The 16,905-nt window shown below is 35.6% G+C and carries 19 protein-coding genes; 9 read left to right on the top strand and 10 right to left on the bottom strand.

The window, feature by feature from the left end:
- Positions 1–115: 115 nt before the first annotated feature.
- The 8 genes from AC6I9F_RS01070 to AC6I9F_RS01035 form a co-directional block, all read right to left on the bottom strand.
- The gene (locus AC6I9F_RS01070) at positions 116–478 is read right to left on the bottom strand and encodes a DUF1304 domain-containing protein (RefSeq protein ID WP_498022250.1); all 363 of its coding nucleotides are present in this window, start codon (positions 476–478) and stop codon (positions 116–118) included.
- A 10-nt stretch (positions 479–488) separates the two neighbouring features.
- Entirely contained in the window at positions 489–914 is a 426-nt protein-coding gene (locus tag AC6I9F_RS01065) for a MarR family winged helix-turn-helix transcriptional regulator (protein WP_498022248.1), read from the bottom strand.
- Positions 915–1,220: 306 nt separating this feature from the next.
- On the bottom strand, positions 1,221–2,408 hold the full coding sequence (locus AC6I9F_RS01060) for a LysM peptidoglycan-binding domain-containing protein (protein WP_498022246.1): 1,188 nt from the start codon (positions 2,406–2,408) through the stop codon (positions 1,221–1,223).
- A 158-nt stretch (positions 2,409–2,566) separates the two neighbouring features.
- Positions 2,567–3,193 (bottom strand): HAD family hydrolase, encoded by a 627-nt coding sequence (locus tag AC6I9F_RS01055; RefSeq protein WP_498022244.1) that lies wholly within the window; start codon positions 3,191–3,193, stop codon positions 2,567–2,569.
- A 3-nt stretch (positions 3,194–3,196) separates the two neighbouring features.
- Complete coding sequence (locus AC6I9F_RS01050; protein ID WP_498022242.1) at positions 3,197–4,477, bottom strand: MATE family efflux transporter; 1,281 nt, start codon at positions 4,475–4,477, stop codon at positions 3,197–3,199.
- Positions 4,478–4,537: 60 nt separating this feature from the next.
- On the bottom strand, positions 4,538–6,022 hold the full coding sequence (gene thrC, locus AC6I9F_RS01045) for a threonine synthase (protein WP_173229778.1): 1,485 nt from the start codon (positions 6,020–6,022) through the stop codon (positions 4,538–4,540).
- A 75-nt stretch (positions 6,023–6,097) separates the two neighbouring features.
- Entirely contained in the window at positions 6,098–7,375 is a 1,278-nt protein-coding gene (locus AC6I9F_RS01040) for a glutamate-cysteine ligase family protein (protein ID WP_498022240.1), read from the bottom strand.
- Between the two features lie 292 nt (positions 7,376–7,667).
- A complete protein-coding gene (locus tag AC6I9F_RS01035; RefSeq protein ID WP_054387488.1) occupies positions 7,668–7,847 on the bottom strand; it encodes a hypothetical protein in 180 nt (59 codons plus the stop codon).
- Positions 7,848–8,166: 319 nt separating this feature from the next.
- On the opposite strand from AC6I9F_RS01035, the gene AC6I9F_RS01030 reads away from it, so the two are divergent.
- From AC6I9F_RS01030 to AC6I9F_RS00990, 9 genes are all read left to right on the top strand, one after another.
- Positions 8,167–8,925: an endonuclease/exonuclease/phosphatase family protein gene (locus AC6I9F_RS01030; protein ID WP_054387489.1), complete on the top strand. Its 759-nt coding sequence runs from the start codon at positions 8,167–8,169 to the stop codon at positions 8,923–8,925.
- A gap of 39 nt (positions 8,926–8,964) precedes the next feature.
- Entirely contained in the window at positions 8,965–9,183 is a 219-nt protein-coding gene (locus AC6I9F_RS01025) for a hypothetical protein (RefSeq protein WP_054387490.1), read from the top strand.
- Positions 9,184–9,188: 5 nt separating this feature from the next.
- Entirely contained in the window at positions 9,189–10,508 is a 1,320-nt protein-coding gene (locus AC6I9F_RS01020) for an FtsK/SpoIIIE domain-containing protein (protein WP_498022238.1), read from the top strand.
- Between the two features lie 89 nt (positions 10,509–10,597).
- Positions 10,598–10,912, top strand: coding sequence for a hypothetical protein (locus AC6I9F_RS01015; protein ID WP_000772801.1), 315 nt, complete (start codon positions 10,598–10,600; stop codon positions 10,910–10,912).
- Positions 10,913–10,945: 33 nt separating this feature from the next.
- A complete protein-coding gene (locus AC6I9F_RS01010) occupies positions 10,946–11,335 on the top strand; it encodes a hypothetical protein (protein ID WP_054387492.1) in 390 nt (129 codons plus the stop codon).
- 166 nt (positions 11,336–11,501) lie between these two features.
- Positions 11,502–12,269 carry a metallophosphoesterase family protein gene (locus AC6I9F_RS01005; RefSeq protein ID WP_000854384.1) on the top strand — a complete coding sequence of 256 codons (768 nt, stop codon included), beginning with the start codon at positions 11,502–11,504 and terminating at the stop codon, positions 12,267–12,269.
- Positions 12,270–12,458: 189 nt separating this feature from the next.
- On the top strand, positions 12,459–13,238 hold the full coding sequence (locus AC6I9F_RS01000) for a rolling circle replication-associated protein (protein WP_153209893.1): 780 nt from the start codon (positions 12,459–12,461) through the stop codon (positions 13,236–13,238).
- 16 nt (positions 13,239–13,254) lie between these two features.
- A complete protein-coding gene (locus AC6I9F_RS00995; RefSeq protein ID WP_000562210.1) occupies positions 13,255–13,458 on the top strand; it encodes a DUF3173 domain-containing protein in 204 nt (67 codons plus the stop codon).
- A 3-nt stretch (positions 13,459–13,461) separates the two neighbouring features.
- Positions 13,462–14,595 (top strand): site-specific integrase, encoded by a 1,134-nt coding sequence (locus AC6I9F_RS00990; RefSeq protein WP_485693933.1) that lies wholly within the window; start codon positions 13,462–13,464, stop codon positions 14,593–14,595.
- Between the two features lie 602 nt (positions 14,596–15,197).
- Here AC6I9F_RS00990 and AC6I9F_RS00985 read toward each other — a convergent pair.
- Complete coding sequence (locus AC6I9F_RS00985; RefSeq protein ID WP_498022235.1) at positions 15,198–15,821, bottom strand: hypothetical protein; 624 nt, start codon at positions 15,819–15,821, stop codon at positions 15,198–15,200.
- Positions 15,822–16,149: 328 nt separating this feature from the next.
- Positions 16,150–16,629 carry a hypothetical protein gene (locus AC6I9F_RS00980; RefSeq protein WP_153209897.1) on the bottom strand — a complete coding sequence of 160 codons (480 nt, stop codon included), beginning with the start codon at positions 16,627–16,629 and terminating at the stop codon, positions 16,150–16,152.
- Positions 16,630–16,905: the final 276 nt, after the last annotated feature.

The raw sequence follows: 16,905 nt of genomic DNA, 5'->3' as shown, positions 1-16,905 counted from the left end.
CTAACTCCTTACAACCAATTCCATGAAACTCTTTTTCCGACAATAAAACAAGTATAACATATTTCCCTTATTCTGGAGTAAAAAGGACTAGAGAGACTAAGATTGATCTTTAAACTTATTTAAAGAGAAAAATACTAATCAAGGCCAAAATAGCTGGCCCTCCTTGATTTAAAATAATTTTTTTATCTGCTGTGAGAGAGCCATAAGCCGCCGCCCCAATCACAAATAAAACAAAAATAGTCACAATTTCTAAATTCTGTGAGAAATAAATCCCATACAGGAGAAAGACTCCTAGCAGAACATTATAAATCCCTTGATTTTTAAACAATGAACTTACTGACGGACGAGCCAGTTCTTCCTTGTCCATGTTAAAGACACGACTAGTCGCATCTGATTGCGTTGCAATACTTTCCAAATAAAAAATGTAAAAATGCTCCAAAGCAACAATCGTTGCTAAAATGATTGTCATAATTGACACCTATTTCTCCTTAAATTTCTATATTTTCAATACCCAAAACCAATTTATTTACTAAACGGCTGAGTTCTGTTCTTTCAGACTCTGTTAAGATACTTTCCATCGCTTCTTTAACCTTGATATGCTGCAGAGGCGGATTCACAACTAACTGCTCCTTGGCATACTTCGTAGTCTCTACCAACACTTCTCGTTGATTTTCAGGATTGCGATGACGCTCCACCAGACCTTCCTTTTCCAAAATCTTGAAATGTCGTGTCAAGGCAGCCTGATCAATCTTCAAACGCTCCTGAACTGCCATTTGGTTACAAGGGGAATGCTCCAGTAAAAACAGTAAAATCTGATACCGTGTCAAACTAATCCCAAGTCTTTTTTCAAATAATTGCGTACTCGCTTGCTCAGACAAGCGGAGTTGATACAGTAAATCTTGAATCTCTATCATTTCTTCTTCTCTTTTATTGATTTATCAATAGTTGACTAATCAAGTATAATACAAAGTAAAATAGATTGCAAGAATGTTGCTTGAATCATTACAAGATGATAACTTTCCATTTTCCATTCAAATTGATACTCAATGAAAATCAAAGAGCAAACTAGGAAGCTAGTCACAGATTGCTCAAATTTCAGATAAAACTGACGTGGTTTGAAGAGATTTTCGAAGAGTCTGACAAAGAAAAAAACGAACGAAACTCGCTTCCTATCACGAAAGCTAGATCTCATTCGTCAAAATGATATTACACAGTCTGGTTTATCCATTCATTGAAACGTGAACGTGGTCATAGTGGTTTTCTGTCACGCTACCACGATCTGGCATTGGATTCCAAGTATTAGCTGGTCCATATTTGCTATTGAATGGAGCATAGAAACGTTGTTTCCAGATGATATAACTAATGCCGCGGCTAGCCATGTTTTGAATAGCGTATTCCGCAATCTTATCCCCTAGTTCTGAATTTTCTGATACCATAAAGTCAATAGCCAAACCTTTTCCGTGATCTCCACTGTCTCCTGGACGGTAACCGCTGAAGGATGTGATACCAAACAAGTTAGCAATTTCTTCTTTAAAGGCAGCTGTTTGTGGTTGAAGACCTGCATTTTCAGATTTCGCTAGTGCCAGTCCAGCATAATCGGGCGCAGCTGGTGCAACGTAAGTCGTTGAAACTGTTTTCGTCTCTTCTGGTTGATAAGTAGAAACTACTGGTGTAGCTTCACTTGATGATGATACTTCTTCTGAGTTTGTTGCAGTTGCTTTTTCTTCTACTAGAGTTGTAGTTGGTTCCACTGCTGACTTAGCTTGAGGGCTTACTTGTGTTTCCTGCTTCTCAGCTAAAGTCATTGCCTGAGGAGCTGCTTCTGCAACTGCACTACTTGTTTCGGCTGTTTGCTCCGCTGGGACAGAAGTTCCTGTAGATGGTGCCACTTCTTCTGTAGCAGTCACTGTCTCTGTAACTTCTGAACTTGTTGCTACTTCTTTTGTACTTGTAGTTTCTACCGCTTTTGGAGCTTCTGCAATTGGTTGAGAAAGATCTGCAACTTGAACAGTTTGATCATCTACAGTTACTTGATTGGTTGTCAAATCTGCTGTCGCAGTTGTCACTTCTTCACTAGAGTCTGCTTGAGGAGTTTGGATTTCAACTTCTGTTACTTCTTCAGCTTCATTAACAGTCGTTGTCAAAACAGTTTCTGGGAAAATCAAGTCCATATTAGTGATTTTATTCAAATTCGCAAGAACTGTAACATCTACACCCAGGGCTTCTGCAATGGTGCTCAAGGTATCACCGTACTGAACGGTATAACTTGTTTTGTTATCCGTTTTAGTCAAATCATTTTGGATTTGCTCAACACTACGTGCAGTCCAAAGAACTTCTTCTGCTTGAGTTGCCAATACTGGGGCAAATGACAAGGCTACCGTTGAGGCTAATAATATTCTTTTCTTCATTCTTTCAAATTCCTTTCAAATAAGTACCTATCTATCATAACACAAAAAATGCAGAAAAAAAGCCCTCTCGGGCCTATTAACAGAACTGTCTATTCATTGTAACAAACTCGGTTACTTGAAACAGTTTGTTAGGTCTCTGTCACAAAACTGACACAATCTTATCGTTCCCAATCCCCAAAAATGTAAGGAATATCTGCTAACCCTTGAATCCTGTGATTTCCTTCATAAGTCGACTCTAAAAAGTTGATACTTTGAATCCCACTATTCTGGGCAAATTCCACATCCAGAGTCCGATCCCCTATATAATAAGTATTGTCAGGATCCAACTGATGCTTGTCTAACAGATAGGTAGCCGCTTCCGGATTAGGCTTGCGCGCAAAGTCACTCTGACTGGTTAGAATCTCTGTAAAATAGGACTCCAACCCCAAGTCTCTGAGAATGGTAAAAGCGTTGTTCCCCTTATGAGTGTAAACAAAGTTCCGAATCCCTACTTGGTCTGCCCAATCCAACACCTCACGCGCACCTGGCATCAAAACGACCTGAGCATTCTTCTCAGCCAGACTCTGGGCACGCACCTGATTTAGCACCTCGACATCCAGTTTTCGCTCTTCTGCCACCTGCACAAGCAAATCTTGCACCGAATACTTGAGGATAAACTCTCTCACCTTCTCCTTATCATAAGGAATAGAAAACTGACCAAAAGTCTCCTCAATCCCTGATAAAATCGCTTCGTAAGAGTCCAATAAAGTCCCGTCTAAATCCCAAATAAAAGCTGTTTTTTGCATTTCCTATCCTTTCAAGCTCATATAGCGCTGGTAACGATAGCGTAGAAATAACCAGCGAAAACCATTATCCAAGAGAGTCCCTGCCCAAATACCAGGCAAGCCCCAACCAAGCACAATCCCCATCAGATATCCTGTTCCAATGCGGATAAACCACATTCCTATACTTGTCGCATAAAAGGGAAGCCGAGCATTGCCCAAACCCTGCCAGACTGCTGTATAGATGACTGTTCCTATCGTCATAGGAGTACCAAGTAGTGAAAAAAGTGTCACTAGAACACTAGCCTCCACCGCTAGAGAATCAGTTGTATAGAGATGAGTTAGGGGTATACCCAAAGCATAGATACTGAAGGTCAAGGGTAACATGAGGACCAGAGAAAGCCAAAAGGTTTGCTTGCTCAAACTAGCGACTCTTTTCCAATCATCTTCTCCAACCGCTCGAGCCACTTGCATGACTGTTGCCGTAGCTACGCCAAAGGCAGGCATATAGTTAAACTGGGTCAAGACTTCTCCGACTGCATTTCCAGCCACCGCCTCCGTTCCAAAAGAAACAACCAAGGCAATGATGACGACATCTCCAGCTCGCATCATAAGCCGCTCTCCAGCTGCTGGTATTGCCAAAGTCAGTAAGTCTTTATCCAGTCCAAAAGTTGGCCTCGCATAAGGCAACTTTAATTTCGACCATAAAATCACAAGACCTACCAAACGAGACAGAATTGTCCCCCAAGCAACACCAGCTATCCCCATATCCAGAACAAAAATAGCTATACTTGAAAAAAGAATATTCAAGGCATTGGATAAAAGACTCACATAGAGAGGCAAACGTGGATTATGCGTTGCACGAATCAAGGCACCAAAACTAGTCATTAAACCTAAGAGAACAATCGATCCGCCTACCAAGGATAGGTAGAGTCCACCACTCTCAGCTACATCCCTCTCCGTCCCCAAAAGTCCTATCATCTCTTGACCAGCGAAGAGGGACAAAGCTCCTAAAAGGAAACTTAATAATAAGGTAATCTTCAAGGCCTCAGTCACATGATAGGCTAACTTAGACTGATCCTTCTGCCCCAAACTTTTTGAAATAACACTAGAAATAGCCGCTCCCAGAGCAATGAAAATAGCCTGATAAATCGTGATAATATTGCCAGCTACTGATACACCCGAAATGGCAATCAATCCTAAATGAGCAACCAAATAACTATCCACCATCCCCATGAGCATTTGCAAAAAGTTTTCGCCCATAGCCGGCAAGGCAATATTAAGAATGTCTTTATTTTTCTTAAACAATCCTTCCTCCTGATGAAAAGAAACTCAGTTGGTTTCCCAACCGAGTTTACTTCCTCTGTCTTAAAGTCCTAAATAAGCCTCAACCGCTACTTGCATATCAGCAGCTGCCACTGTTGTCTTATGACGAACAGGAGCTATCTCAAGCCCATCAACTGCAGGTGGCACAGCCACTCCTGAGATTTCATGTAATTGAGCCAAGGCTTCAAAGTCAGTCAAGCCTGCTTTTCCTGTTACCGCTTCTACTGCAACTACTGGGAACTTGTATGGACTCGCTGTTGAAGCAATCACTGTCTTAGTCACATCGCCAGTAGCCGCTTGGTATTTCTTATAAACTGCCGAAGCAACCGCTGTATGAGGATCCTCGATATAAGAATCTGACTCATAAATACGCTTGATTTCTGCCGCTGTTTCTTCCTCAGTCGCATATTCAGCTGCAAAGAGGTTAAGAATCTCTGTATCAAAGTCTGTCAACTCATATTGACCTTGGCTATTCAAAGCATTCATGAGTTCAGCTGTCTTTTCAGCGTCATTTCCCAAAAGATGGAAAATCAAACGCTCCAAGTTTGAAGATACCAAAATATCCATAGATGGACTAGTTGTTACCTTAAACTCACGCTTCTTGTCGTAAACACGTGTCTTGAAGAAGTCTGTCAAAACATTGTTGTCATTTGAAGCACAGATCAATTTACCAACTGGAAGACCGATTTGTTTGGCATAAAAGGCAGCCAAGATATTTCCAAAGTTTCCTGTTGGTACTGTGAAGTTAATCTCATCACCAGCCACGATCTCACCAGTCTTGACCAACTGAGCATAGGCATAAACATAATAAACAATCTGTGGCACCAAACGACCGATATTCATAGAGTTAGCAGATGAAAATTGCAACTTGTTGGCTGCCAACTTCTCACGAAGAGCCACATCGTTAAACATATGCTTCACATTAGTTTGGGCATCATCAAAGTTACCATCAATAGCGATAACATGAGTATTGTCGCCAGTCTGAGTGGTCATTTGCAACTCTTGTACCTTGCTGACACCATCTTTTGGATAAAAGACGATAATCTCAGTACCAGGAACATCCGCAAACCCTGCCATAGCAGCTTTCCCAGTATCACCAGATGTAGCTGTTAAGATGACAATCTTGTTCTCCAAGCCATGCTTCTTAGCAGCTGTTGTCATAAAGTATGGCAAAATAGACAAGGCCATATCCTTAAAGGCAATTGTTGAACCATGGAAAAGCTCCAGATTATATTGGCCGTCTAATTTCACTAATGGTGCGATAGCTGGAGTATCAAACTTGCTATCGTAAGCATTGTTGATACAGTAGTCCAACTCCTCAGCTGTAAAGTCATCTAAAAATGCTGACAAAACAAGCTTAGCAACTTCCTGATAAGAAGCATCTTTCAATTTGTCAAAGTCCAAATCTACCTTTGGATAAGTAAGCGGTGTAAACAAACCGCCGTCCGTCGCCAAACCTTGCAAAATAGCTTGGCTGGCAGTTACTGTATTGTTGGCATCACGCGTTGATTGATAAACTAATGTCATTACTCTCTATCCTTTATCTATAGTCTCTTCCATTATATCATGATTTTTCAGAAAATTCTCCCTTTATAAAAGAAATTATAGTTCCAATTCTTCTTTCAAAGGCTGTAAATAAATCATTTCTTGTTTATTTCTCATCTTCAATCCTTCCTCAGCTAACAGAAGTAAGTCTTTGGAAAATTCAATAATCGTAGTTTCTTCCTCATCTGTAAGCTTTTTCTTAGAAAATTGTCGTCTTAAAAACTTATAATCACAACCAAATTTCTTAAAGAAAGGTGCGATTTCTAAGTAAGATTCAAGTTTCTCTAAATTAACTAATAATCCCAAATGAAAGGCTGCAGAAGCAAAAGTCCTATCAAGTGGCTGTGTACACACACTACGAAACTCAACCGTTCCTCGAGTCGTTAAGTCTTGGTACTGATAACTACGATGAGTTTCAAAATCCTTCTCTTGAGGGTAAATAATAATCTCATCCCCATTAAGTGCATATGCTTGAATTTCAGGTGTAGCCAAATAGTCCCTTGCCTGAATCGGATAAAAATAATAGGTTTGTCCATCACGTTCCGCAGTAAAAATCGCAGAATGACCTAGATAGTCAAAAAAATCATCCTCACCGTTAAAGAGTCTAGCATTAACCCCAACATTTTCTGGATAGAGACCATGCATGGATTCTTCCCAGAAAATATCCCTTGCAATTTTCGTATCCCAATCTGCACCTGAAAACTCAGAATTGGCAAATAAATATGCCTTAACTGCTTCAATTTGAGTAAAAGCATTAATCACCCGTAAGTAATTGGATTTTGAAACATCCAGCTGAACCTGACTTCCACAGATAAAAGCACCATATTCAGGGAAATGATGTAAATCTGATTTAGTAATATTTCTACTCAAATTCAAATAATCCATCAACATCTGATAGCGTGGATAAGCCACTGGACAATTCTCATTTTTATCCCAGTTGGGATGAATACCGCAACCAACGATAGCATGATTGGATTCGCCTAATTGTCTCTGAATTACATCCATATAATTATTGAAACGATTTTCGACCTCTTGAATCGTTTCAGCCTTACCAAATGCAAACTCAATCGTTGTATAGGAAACTTCAAATAAAATAGCATCCTGACTTATCGGATCTACTAACTGGATAGGATTGCCAAAATCATCTACCTTTTCTACAGTGAAATCCAGAGCGGAAACTAAATAATGAAATAGATCCTTTATAATTTCAACATTTGTAGCATCCCCTTCTAAATTTGCAACAGGATACTCCAACTCAATTCCGACAAACAATTCAGGATTTTCTTTAATATTTTTCAAATACCGATGTTTTAATAAATCGATAGAACGAGACATACTATCCTACACTTTCTTAATCTAAATAAAATTTGGATAAGTATTATTATACCAAAAATAATATAAAAAAGGAACGAAGACTTACAACGTTCCTTATCGCTATACTATACCGGCGGCCGGGGTCGAACCGGCACGTCCTTGCGGACACTGGATTTTGAGCCCAGCAGGCTTTGGTGTTTAAGATTTTATATCTTTATAAGTCAGCATAATCAATGTTATAAAAACCCATTTATATTATTTAAAAAAACAAAATTTTTATTTTTAGTAACTTTTTAGGAATTCGCGTATTCACCTATTTTATTTCTTCATCAATTTCATAATATTCTTTTATGTACTCATAGTACTTATAAATTGCTTGATTTAGGATGTAAGCCTTAGTTACTCGACCTTCTTTCTCAGCAATAATTTTTTGGATTTCGTCTAATTCATCCGATGAGCGTTTTGTCATATAAAAAGCTATTTGTTTCTCCATTGATAACTCTCCTCCATTTATTTAATTTTATTTTAGCAAAAAAAATACCTATTTACTAGCTTTTTTGCTTGCCAAATTATTTTTTTTGTTGTATACTCTTTTTATAGAAAATAACTAGTTATTAGCTAGTTTAAAGAAAGGAGGTAACTAGTATGAACGGATTGGAACAGGAAGCTTTAGATTACTTCTATGAAGAATTGGAAAGCTATTATGATGATGAACAGGAACAAGGAGAAATCTTTGACGGCTTGAACGACTAGCAGGAGGAGTTCTCCTCCTCTTGCTGATTTACTAATAGAATAGAAAGGTTTATTTATATATGAAAAAATTAAAAGCAGTCACATGGAACATAAATTTGCGTTCTAAAAAGGGGATGCTAATCCCAGATATGGTGTGCAAAGAACTGATTCGATTAGAAGCACATATTATCTGTCTGACAGAGTATGTGAAAACAGATAATCATTCTCAATTTTGTTCTAACCTACAAACTAATGGTTATACAATTTTTGAAGATGTGCGTACTATTGGTTTTGGAAATGAAATCATTATTGCCATAAAGAATGATTTAGTTAATGATTGCCAAGTCATTACTATCGATAATGATGATAATAATCCAAACTTTTTACACGTTAGAGTGACAATTGAAGGACAAGAATTAAACATTATTGGAGTTCGTATCAAGGTCGGTGGAGAAAACATTTTTCAAGATTTCAAACATCGAAAATCGCAACTAGATAAACTAATCTCAAATTTACCCGCAACACATGAAAATACAATTGTTCTAGGTGACTTTAATAATGGCTATTTCAAACAGAATGACGATATTCATTCCTATCAGGGCAAAGCTAGGGAGTTTTACTCTTATCCATTGCTTAAGTCTGAAATGAATAAAGCAGGCCTAACCGTACATACTCCCTCTGAGGAAACCTCTTGGAAATATTGTAAATTAGACCATATTATAGGAAATATTCCTATTTCTAATGTGTGTTATTCTTGGAGATTCTTAGAAAATCCTGATTATCAAAATAAAGTCAGTTTCCCCGACCACGCTATTTTAGCGGCGACTATATCTTTATAGTTTTCCTTAAAATAATTGCTCATTATAGGAGGTAATGAAATGAGTGATAATTTAAAAGCATATCTATTTCTTTTAGGATTTATGATATTAGCTGGCATAGCAATTTTTATATTCCCTCAAGGACATTTCTTTTCGAATTCTATCCTTATCCTTGGGTGTATTCCACTGCTTATCTCAACATATTATTTCGCAAAAATCAAGCTCTTAGGGTTTTACGAACTTTTAAAAGAGCTTTTAGATAAAATAAAAGGTATCTAACTAATATGTTTAAATTAAGACAAAGTGCTGATTTAACCAAAACTTATATTATTACTAGTAGTAAATTGAAGACAGTACATTTTTCAATAATAGCACTCACTATCTGCATTATATGTGCTATTATTGCCAATATAAGGGCTCCAACTTTTGTTCAAATTCTCTTCATATTTTTAGGTGGATTTATTATCTATAAAATTCATCTGAAAATAAAAATTTTTCGATATAACTTAGAGTATTACCTTATTATACGTGAGAGCTTACTTTATGTACTCCACACAAACAGACTTTATACCACATCTAAAGATAGTTCAGGCTATGAAAAAATCATCAGAAGTGCAGCATTAGAATACGAGATAGATAGACAAAAAGGTCATGTTCTTATCAAAGCTCTTATAACGGGCGATGAATTTACAAAAAAACTTCAAGCTCTTGATGATGTGCTTTGTGGCGCGCTTGGACTAGAGCTTGACGAGAAGATTCTTCGGGCTAGTGTTGCAGAGTATCATTTCTATTACATAAAACCAAAAAGGTTAGTTCTACAATCTCACAACCAAAGACGAGAGATAGATAGCCTTGATATAGATTTAGGATATGGTGTAAATTACAACCCAATAAAATGCCCACATATTTTAGTATCAGGAGGAACAGGGAGCGGAAAGTCTGTCTTCATATCTTTCCTGATTTTAGAACTTCTCAAACGGCAATCAACAGTCTATATTGCTGACCCTAAAAATAGTGATTTAGGCAGTTTGTCACACTATATTGGAGATAAATATGTATCTACAAACCCTAACAATATCGCACGAATTGTTCGACTAGTCGTCGAGGCAATGACGGCACGCTATCAAATTATGCGTGATAACTTTCAATACGCTTCAAATTTTTCAGAGCACGGCTTTAAGCCGATATGGCTGATATTCGATGAAATGGGAGCATTTCAAGCTTCAGGAACGGATAAAAAATCAAAAGAAGTTATAGTTGAAGTTATGGACGGTATCAAGCAAATCATTCTACTTGGACGACAAGCTGGGGTATTTATCCTAATTTCAGCTCAACAAATGAGAGCCGAAACCTTAAATACCGACCTTAGAGATAACCTAGGCTTGAGAATTGCTCTTGGTGCAAATTCTAGCGAGGGTTATCGAATGGTCTTTGGTTCTGCTACCCCTGATAAATTAAAGCCAATTGAGGTAAAAGGGGCTGGCTATCTTTACATGCAAGGCTCAGGAAAAGAAACGGCTCAATATTGGGAAAGTCCTTATCTTGATACAACACAATTCGATTTTATAAAAGAACTACAATTATATATAACAAAGTTAAAATAATTTCAATAGATATTTTTGCTTAAATTCAATAGATTTTCAGCAAAAATATCTGTTCCTCATCGCTCTGCGATGATAGAAAAGAGGTACACATGAAGTTGAATGATTTTTTAAAGCCAGAACTGCTTGGCAACAAATTTCTAGCAGTAAAAGGCTATACAGAAGTATTAGACAGAGAGACTAATAAGCCCGTAGCTTTAAGACTTAACGTGTCAATTCAAGACGAAAACTCAGATTTTTTTATGGAGATGATACAAGTCAAAGTAAATACATTATCCCCTACTGCTTCTGTTCAAGAGATGACGAATAATAAAACTTGTCCTGTTAGTCTTAAAGATTTAAACGTAGGGCAATTCAATGGAAATTTGTGGTTCGCTTGTTCTGATGTTTTACCTGTAACAAAATAGCTAAGATTAGATAATATATAAAGGAGTTTTACAATGCAAACTTTTAACTACGATGATTTTAAGAATGAAAAGGGGATTGTTTCATTTTCTGAAGCAGAACAAATCTATTCTAGTCTCCTTAATTCCTCCAATCAACTTGATAAAGAATTTCAAGAAGAATGGACAACATTTGTGCTTCTATGCGTAGAGTATGCCTCTGCACGTGGTAAATGGCTCACACTCTCAAGAGAAGAGAAACTTGCCAGCGATGAATCTAGAACTGTTACTCACAATAAAGTTATTTATCAACTAAAGATTTTAAAAGGTTTAGCAAGTGAACAGGGCAATGATGTTGCTTGGTTTGAAAAATTTAACGATGACAGAAAACGTATTGGGGATTTTGCTTGCTATGTAGCTTATATCTATGCCTTAAATGCTCGATAGACAATTAGAGGATATTATGGCTATATATTACTCTATGTCTGATATTCATGGAAATTATTAAATAACATCTTAAGAATAATTAGTTCTATTTATCTATCACCGAAACAATGTGCTATAATTTAATTCGATTCTTAGACTAATATCAAAAATAAAGAGGGGAATATATATGAAGACGTTATTAATTGGTGATTTACACTTAAAATCTCAACTGATTTTACCCATTGTTGACAAAATTATCCAAACACATAATATTAAGAGAATCATTTTTCTTGGTGATTACGTTGATTTACATGGTCAAACTAACAATATCCAACTTTATGCCAAAGACCTCACTTTTTTATACTCTTGGAAAATAGATAAAGAGCAAAACGGAATAGATGTAATTAATCTTATAGGTAATCATGATGCTTATTATTTACTGGGAGAACAAGCTCCTTTCTCAATTCAAAATTTAGAAGTGTTTTTCGCAGTTAAAGAATTGTTGCAGGATTTGAAATTACAAGTAGCTTATCAACTAGATGATTATTTAGTCAGTCACGCTGGTTTCAATCTGATATTTGACCCAAAAGAATGGCATTTTAACCTCTATACCAAAGAGCATGAAGAAGAATTAGATATTCTAGCTTATACAATAGGACCAATGCGTGGTGGGAAAGCTCTTGGGGGTTCTCCTTTATGGGCACATTTTAGAGAATTAGAACTGCTTCCCAACCAAGACTTTCCTAAACAAATTGTTGGGCATACCCCTAAAGAATCTATTGATATTTCTAAAAATGTTATTGGTATAGATACTTTTTCATTATATATTGACAAAGATAATAAATATCAATTTATTGGTAACGGAGATTTGCTCGTTTATGACCAAGGACATTTTGAGGTCATTTCAACAGACTGGGCAACAGACAAAATATTAAAACAATTACCACGACTATAAATTTAATAGCTACTTCTCATCATGTACCTAAGCAAAACTGCCGACAAGCAGTCGGCAAGCTGGAAGTGTGTTTAGCGGAGCGGTGCTTAGGATCACATGATAGAAGTAGGGAGGAGCTTTGCTCCTCCTAGTTTATTTATTATATAGACAATCTTTTGGCGAAAGCCAACCTAAAAGGAACTATTTTTTATGACCTCATATAATAAAAAAATAGTCCGCACTTCTTCCTATATTGAAATTTGGGAATATGAAAAGCCAATATTTTCAAAAGGAAAATCCATTTTAGATACTGATACTAAAAGCAAAGAAAAATCACAACGTAGAACATTTGATGAACTTACACCTGAAGAACAAGAACAACGTCTGGAGCGTATGAAAAAAACTCGCTTAGAAGCTAAGTGGAACTTATTACGCCTAGTTGATTGCAATTTTGATGATACAACTTCTTTTCTTACATTGACCACTAAAAAAAATATCAGCGATAGAAACCACTTCAAAGACTTACTCAAAACTTTTATTAAACGCTTTAATTATCACATTTTTAATACCAAGAAAAGTAAATTAAAATATATAGCAGTATTAGAGAGGCAAAAACGTGGAGCATGGCATGCTCATATTCTGCTTTTCAGCGTTCCTTATGTACCACACCGTCAACTCTTGGAACTTTGGGGACATGGAGCAGTACGGATAAATAAAGTTGATGTAGACAGCAAAGAAAATCGCGGTCGATATGTCACAAAGTATTTTGAAAAAGGGATTGGACAAGAATTGTTGGAAAACTTCGGAAAGCAAGCCTATTTTTCATCACGCAACTTAAAAAAGCCTGATGAAGATAGATTTTATACTTATGAAGATTTTAATTATGATAGTTCAGTCGTACTATATGAAACGGAATACATTAGTAAAGTCTATAAAGACGGTCAGTATTTCGATAATCATGTAAAGTATAAGAAAATAAAACTAGATTAATAAAGGAGTAAGTTACATGATAGCAACTGTTACTAAAAATGACCTAGTTGCCCTTGGTTTCTCTGAGGGAACATCTAAACGTATTATCCGCCAAGGGAAAGAGCTACTGATAACACGAGGCTTTACAGTCTATCAGAATAAACGAATTGGTACTATACCTGCTACTATTGTAAGCGAATTACTCGGTTTTGATGTTCAAAACAGTACCCTCAAGGAGTAAAATATGGCAATTAGAAAAGGTAAAGACGGTAATTGGATAGTTGATATTAGCAACGGTTTTGACCCAATAACACTAAAGCAACGTAGAATTGTCAGAAAAGGCTATAAGACAAAAAAAGAAGCTATTGAAGCAGAACACTACTTACGAAGTGTAGAGTTAAAAGAACGCTTCTATGGGGCTAAAATAACTATCCCCATACTATATGAACTACTAAAGGAAGAAGATAGTATAAATCATCGAAAAGCAAGCTATATCAATACACAAGATAATAATTACAACAAACACATCAAAGATTATTTTTCTATGGTAGATAATGTCGGAAAACTAACCTATGAAGACATCTACCGATTTAGAGAACATCTTAGGCAAAAAGTAGGAAAAAATTCTGATAAACCGTTAAGCACAAATACTATCAACAAAATCATGATTTTACTCAAAAAGATTTTTGATGTTGGTTTGCGAAAAGGCTATTACACCTCCAATCCAGCAAATTTGATAAAAAAGTTGCCAATCGAAAAAACAAAAATGCAGTTTTGGACAGTCAAAGAATTTCAACATTTTTTAACCTTGTTTGAAACTGAAGAATATAATATCAAGTTACTCTTTACTGTTCTATTCTTTACAGGACTACGACTTGGGGAAGCATTAGCACTAACATGGCAAGACATTGATTTTACAAGCAATACAATTCACATTACAAAATCAGTTTATGTAAACAAAGGAATAAGTCATGTTAGCACAACAAAGACTAAAGCTGGAACAAGAAGAATTATCATTAATAAGAAATTGAGCCATGAACTACAACAATGGCAACAGAAACAAAAACACCTATTAGAACAATTTACTAGTGATAGCATGACCCTACAAGTGTTTCAAGGCTCACCTATTACAATTACAAAAAATGCAGTTGAAAAACAATATAAGAAAATACTTGAACGTGATAGCACACTAAAAAAAATACGCATACACGATTTTAGGCACTCACACGCTTCCCTGCTGATTAACCAAGGGGAAGATTATCTAGTTGTAAAAGAGCGACTAGGACATGCTTCTATAACAACCACGATTGATACCTACTCTCACTTGTACCCAAGTAAGCAAAAGGATTTAGCTGATAAACTAGATGATTTACTATAAAGTAATTGAGTTTTATAAATGGAAAGTTTATAATTAAATCATGGATACATCACAAGTAATAAAAGCACATGAAGTAGCTAAAAAGCACACTTTGGACAAATTGATAGAGCAGGAATTGACTACATTAAACACCCTGAAACAGTAGCTAGTTTTGTCGCAACTGATGAAGAGAAAGCTGTCGCCTATCTACATGATGTAATTGAAGATACTTCACTAACCCTACTAGACCTAAAAAAGGAAGGTTTTTCAAAAAACATTATAGAAGCCGTTGATATACTCACAAAGAAAAAAGGACAAGATTATCAATCTTATCTCAATCTAGTAAAGAAAAATGAACTCGCTAGAGTTGTAAAGTTGGCGGATTTACGGCATAATTCAGATTTAACAAGACTACCATTAATTACTGAAAAAGACTTAGAGAGAAATAAGAAATACATACAGGCAATTCATTATTTAAACAAATAAGAAAAAGAATAGATAAAACTCTATTTCAGGAGATAACTAAGTAAATCTTCCCACAATAAAACGCATAGTATCAAGTTTTTCAACACCTGATATCATGCGTTTTTTGATTTTAAAGTTTTTTGCCCAGCCACTTATTATTATATAAAATGTGATGCTAAAGGATTAGCTAAGCTAGCAAAAAAAGTACTAACCTCATTTGAGAAATCAATACATCTAAATAAGATAAAATCGCCATCGTTGGATTTTTCAACATGGAACGGTAATACACCATAGTAACTAATAATATTGCTGATATAACACAAAGTAGAAAATAGTTCAATCTCGTCATTAAAATTAATATTAATAACTTGTCCTTGTTCACCTAAGTAATCAATCCAAACATCAGTATTAAACTTACCATCAGCTTTAAGGAATTCAAATACAGATTTCATATCATTACTATTAACTTTTTCTAAAGCATTCAATATTGTACTTTCTTCCAGTATATCAAAATTTAGATTTAAAGTTTTAGAATGACTAAGCAATATCTCAACTCTTCTTTTGAAAGTAGAATATCTATAACATGAAACTTCACCAGTTAATTTTTTAACTTCTTCCTTAATATAGTCGTTTATTGTTTTATTTCCTAGAATAGGATAGATTTTATTAAAAAAATCCCTCGAAGAAAGTTTTAGCTTAAAATGTTCTTCCAATTCATTATACTCTGGCTTCCAATTGCGAAGTAATTCTTCGCAAATTATATTTACATTAGTTGATAACATAAAGCACCTCGTTTTCTATATTAGGTACATAATTTTTTGCGGTACTGTACCTTGTATTCATTATAAATTAAAGTACATTTATTTTGTACTTCTCAAGTACAAAATAAAATTGAAATATCGTCAAGAAAATTTAGATATTTTTAGTAACTAAACTCTAAAAATTTAGATACTATGCATTATTATTACAATTAGTCTTTACTCTGGGCGAGGCTCTTGCAATATTCATTTATTTTCTCCTTTTTGTGTTTGTGTATAATTGTAGTATCTTTATTAAACAATAGTGATTAAGCTACAGTTCCTCAATGTTACCATGAGAAACTGTAATTCTCTACTGCATTATCTCTTTGTAATACCCAAAAATGACAAGTTTTATGACATAAGATAATCTGACTTGCCTCACCATCTCAGAAGTCATAAATTCTTTTTGATAACCTTCCAATGATGTAATGATAGAGTTTTCTAAGAAAAACCTTACAGATAAGGTTCCAACATCCTTATCCTTTGGAATAGAGGAAATCGAATGTTTCATTTCACTATCTAATTTATGCCAATCTTTCAAACTTAAAGATTTTGTTTTTTCAAAAGCCTCTTCTAAAATACTTGATGCAGACGCTTTTAAAATCAAAGTTACTGAAGTTGCCCCTAATTCATTGTCAATTTCCTTTAAATATGATTTTGTTGCTTTTTCTAAATTTTCTACATCTTGTTCATTTATTTTAGCGTCTAACTTTTCCTGAATCACTGCTTGTATAGATTCCAGATAGTACTTTGCCTCATAAGATAGGCGTACTCCTAGGTGCGACCGCATTTTTAACCTCCATGTTTTAAGTTTTGTTGTATCCCATATAAACAGTCTATCATTTATTCTTTCAGAAGTCAACCCAAAACACTAAAAAAATTCATTTTATTCTCTTTACAATAGAATTAATCTTTTGGAATGTTGATTTAATAGGCATTGTGTCGATTAAAGTCCCTCAGTTTTAAACTGTCCACAAGGGACGTGCCGGTTCGACCCCGGCCGCCGGTATAGTAATAAAAACAAGATTTATAAGCCTTGTCTTTTTGTTATGTCATAAGAAATTTT

The organism is Streptococcus nakanonensis (genome assembly GCF_059738785.1).
Note: the sequence above shows the minus strand (reverse complement) of the source record. Positions and strands in the feature narration are given on the sequence as shown.

Coding starts and splice junctions, on each gene's coding strand:
- AC6I9F_RS01010 (WP_054387492.1), top strand. CDS start 10,946: ATGCAAACTTTTAACTACGATGATTTTAAGAATGAAAAGGGGATTGTT.
- AC6I9F_RS01055 (WP_498022244.1), bottom strand. CDS start 3,193: ATGCAAAAAACAGCTTTTATTTGGGATTTAGACGGGACTTTATTGGAC.
- thrC (WP_173229778.1), bottom strand. CDS start 6,022: ATGACATTAGTTTATCAATCAACGCGTGATGCCAACAATACAGTAACT.
- AC6I9F_RS00985 (WP_498022235.1), bottom strand. CDS start 15,821: ATGTTATCAACTAATGTAAATATAATTTGCGAAGAATTACTTCGCAAT.
- AC6I9F_RS01000 (WP_153209893.1), top strand. CDS start 12,459: ATGACCTCATATAATAAAAAAATAGTCCGCACTTCTTCCTATATTGAA.
- AC6I9F_RS01035 (WP_054387488.1), bottom strand. CDS start 7,847: ATGGAGAAACAAATAGCTTTTTATATGACAAAACGCTCATCGGATGAA.
- AC6I9F_RS01040 (WP_498022240.1), bottom strand. CDS start 7,375: ATGTCTCGTTCTATCGATTTATTAAAACATCGGTATTTGAAAAATATT.
- AC6I9F_RS01060 (WP_498022246.1), bottom strand. CDS start 2,408: ATGAAGAAAAGAATATTATTAGCCTCAACGGTAGCCTTGTCATTTGCC.
- AC6I9F_RS00980 (WP_153209897.1), bottom strand. CDS start 16,629: ATGCGGTCGCACCTAGGAGTACGCCTATCTTATGAGGCAAAGTACTAT.
- AC6I9F_RS01020 (WP_498022238.1), top strand. CDS start 9,189: ATGTTTAAATTAAGACAAAGTGCTGATTTAACCAAAACTTATATTATT.
- AC6I9F_RS01065 (WP_498022248.1), bottom strand. CDS start 914: ATGATAGAGATTCAAGATTTACTGTATCAACTCCGCTTGTCTGAGCAA.
- AC6I9F_RS01030 (WP_054387489.1), top strand. CDS start 8,167: ATGAAAAAATTAAAAGCAGTCACATGGAACATAAATTTGCGTTCTAAA.
- AC6I9F_RS00995 (WP_000562210.1), top strand. CDS start 13,255: ATGATAGCAACTGTTACTAAAAATGACCTAGTTGCCCTTGGTTTCTCT.
- AC6I9F_RS00990 (WP_485693933.1), top strand. CDS start 13,462: ATGGCAATTAGAAAAGGTAAAGACGGTAATTGGATAGTTGATATTAGC.
- AC6I9F_RS01005 (WP_000854384.1), top strand. CDS start 11,502: ATGAAGACGTTATTAATTGGTGATTTACACTTAAAATCTCAACTGATT.
- AC6I9F_RS01015 (WP_000772801.1), top strand. CDS start 10,598: ATGAAGTTGAATGATTTTTTAAAGCCAGAACTGCTTGGCAACAAATTT.
- AC6I9F_RS01025 (WP_054387490.1), top strand. CDS start 8,965: ATGAGTGATAATTTAAAAGCATATCTATTTCTTTTAGGATTTATGATA.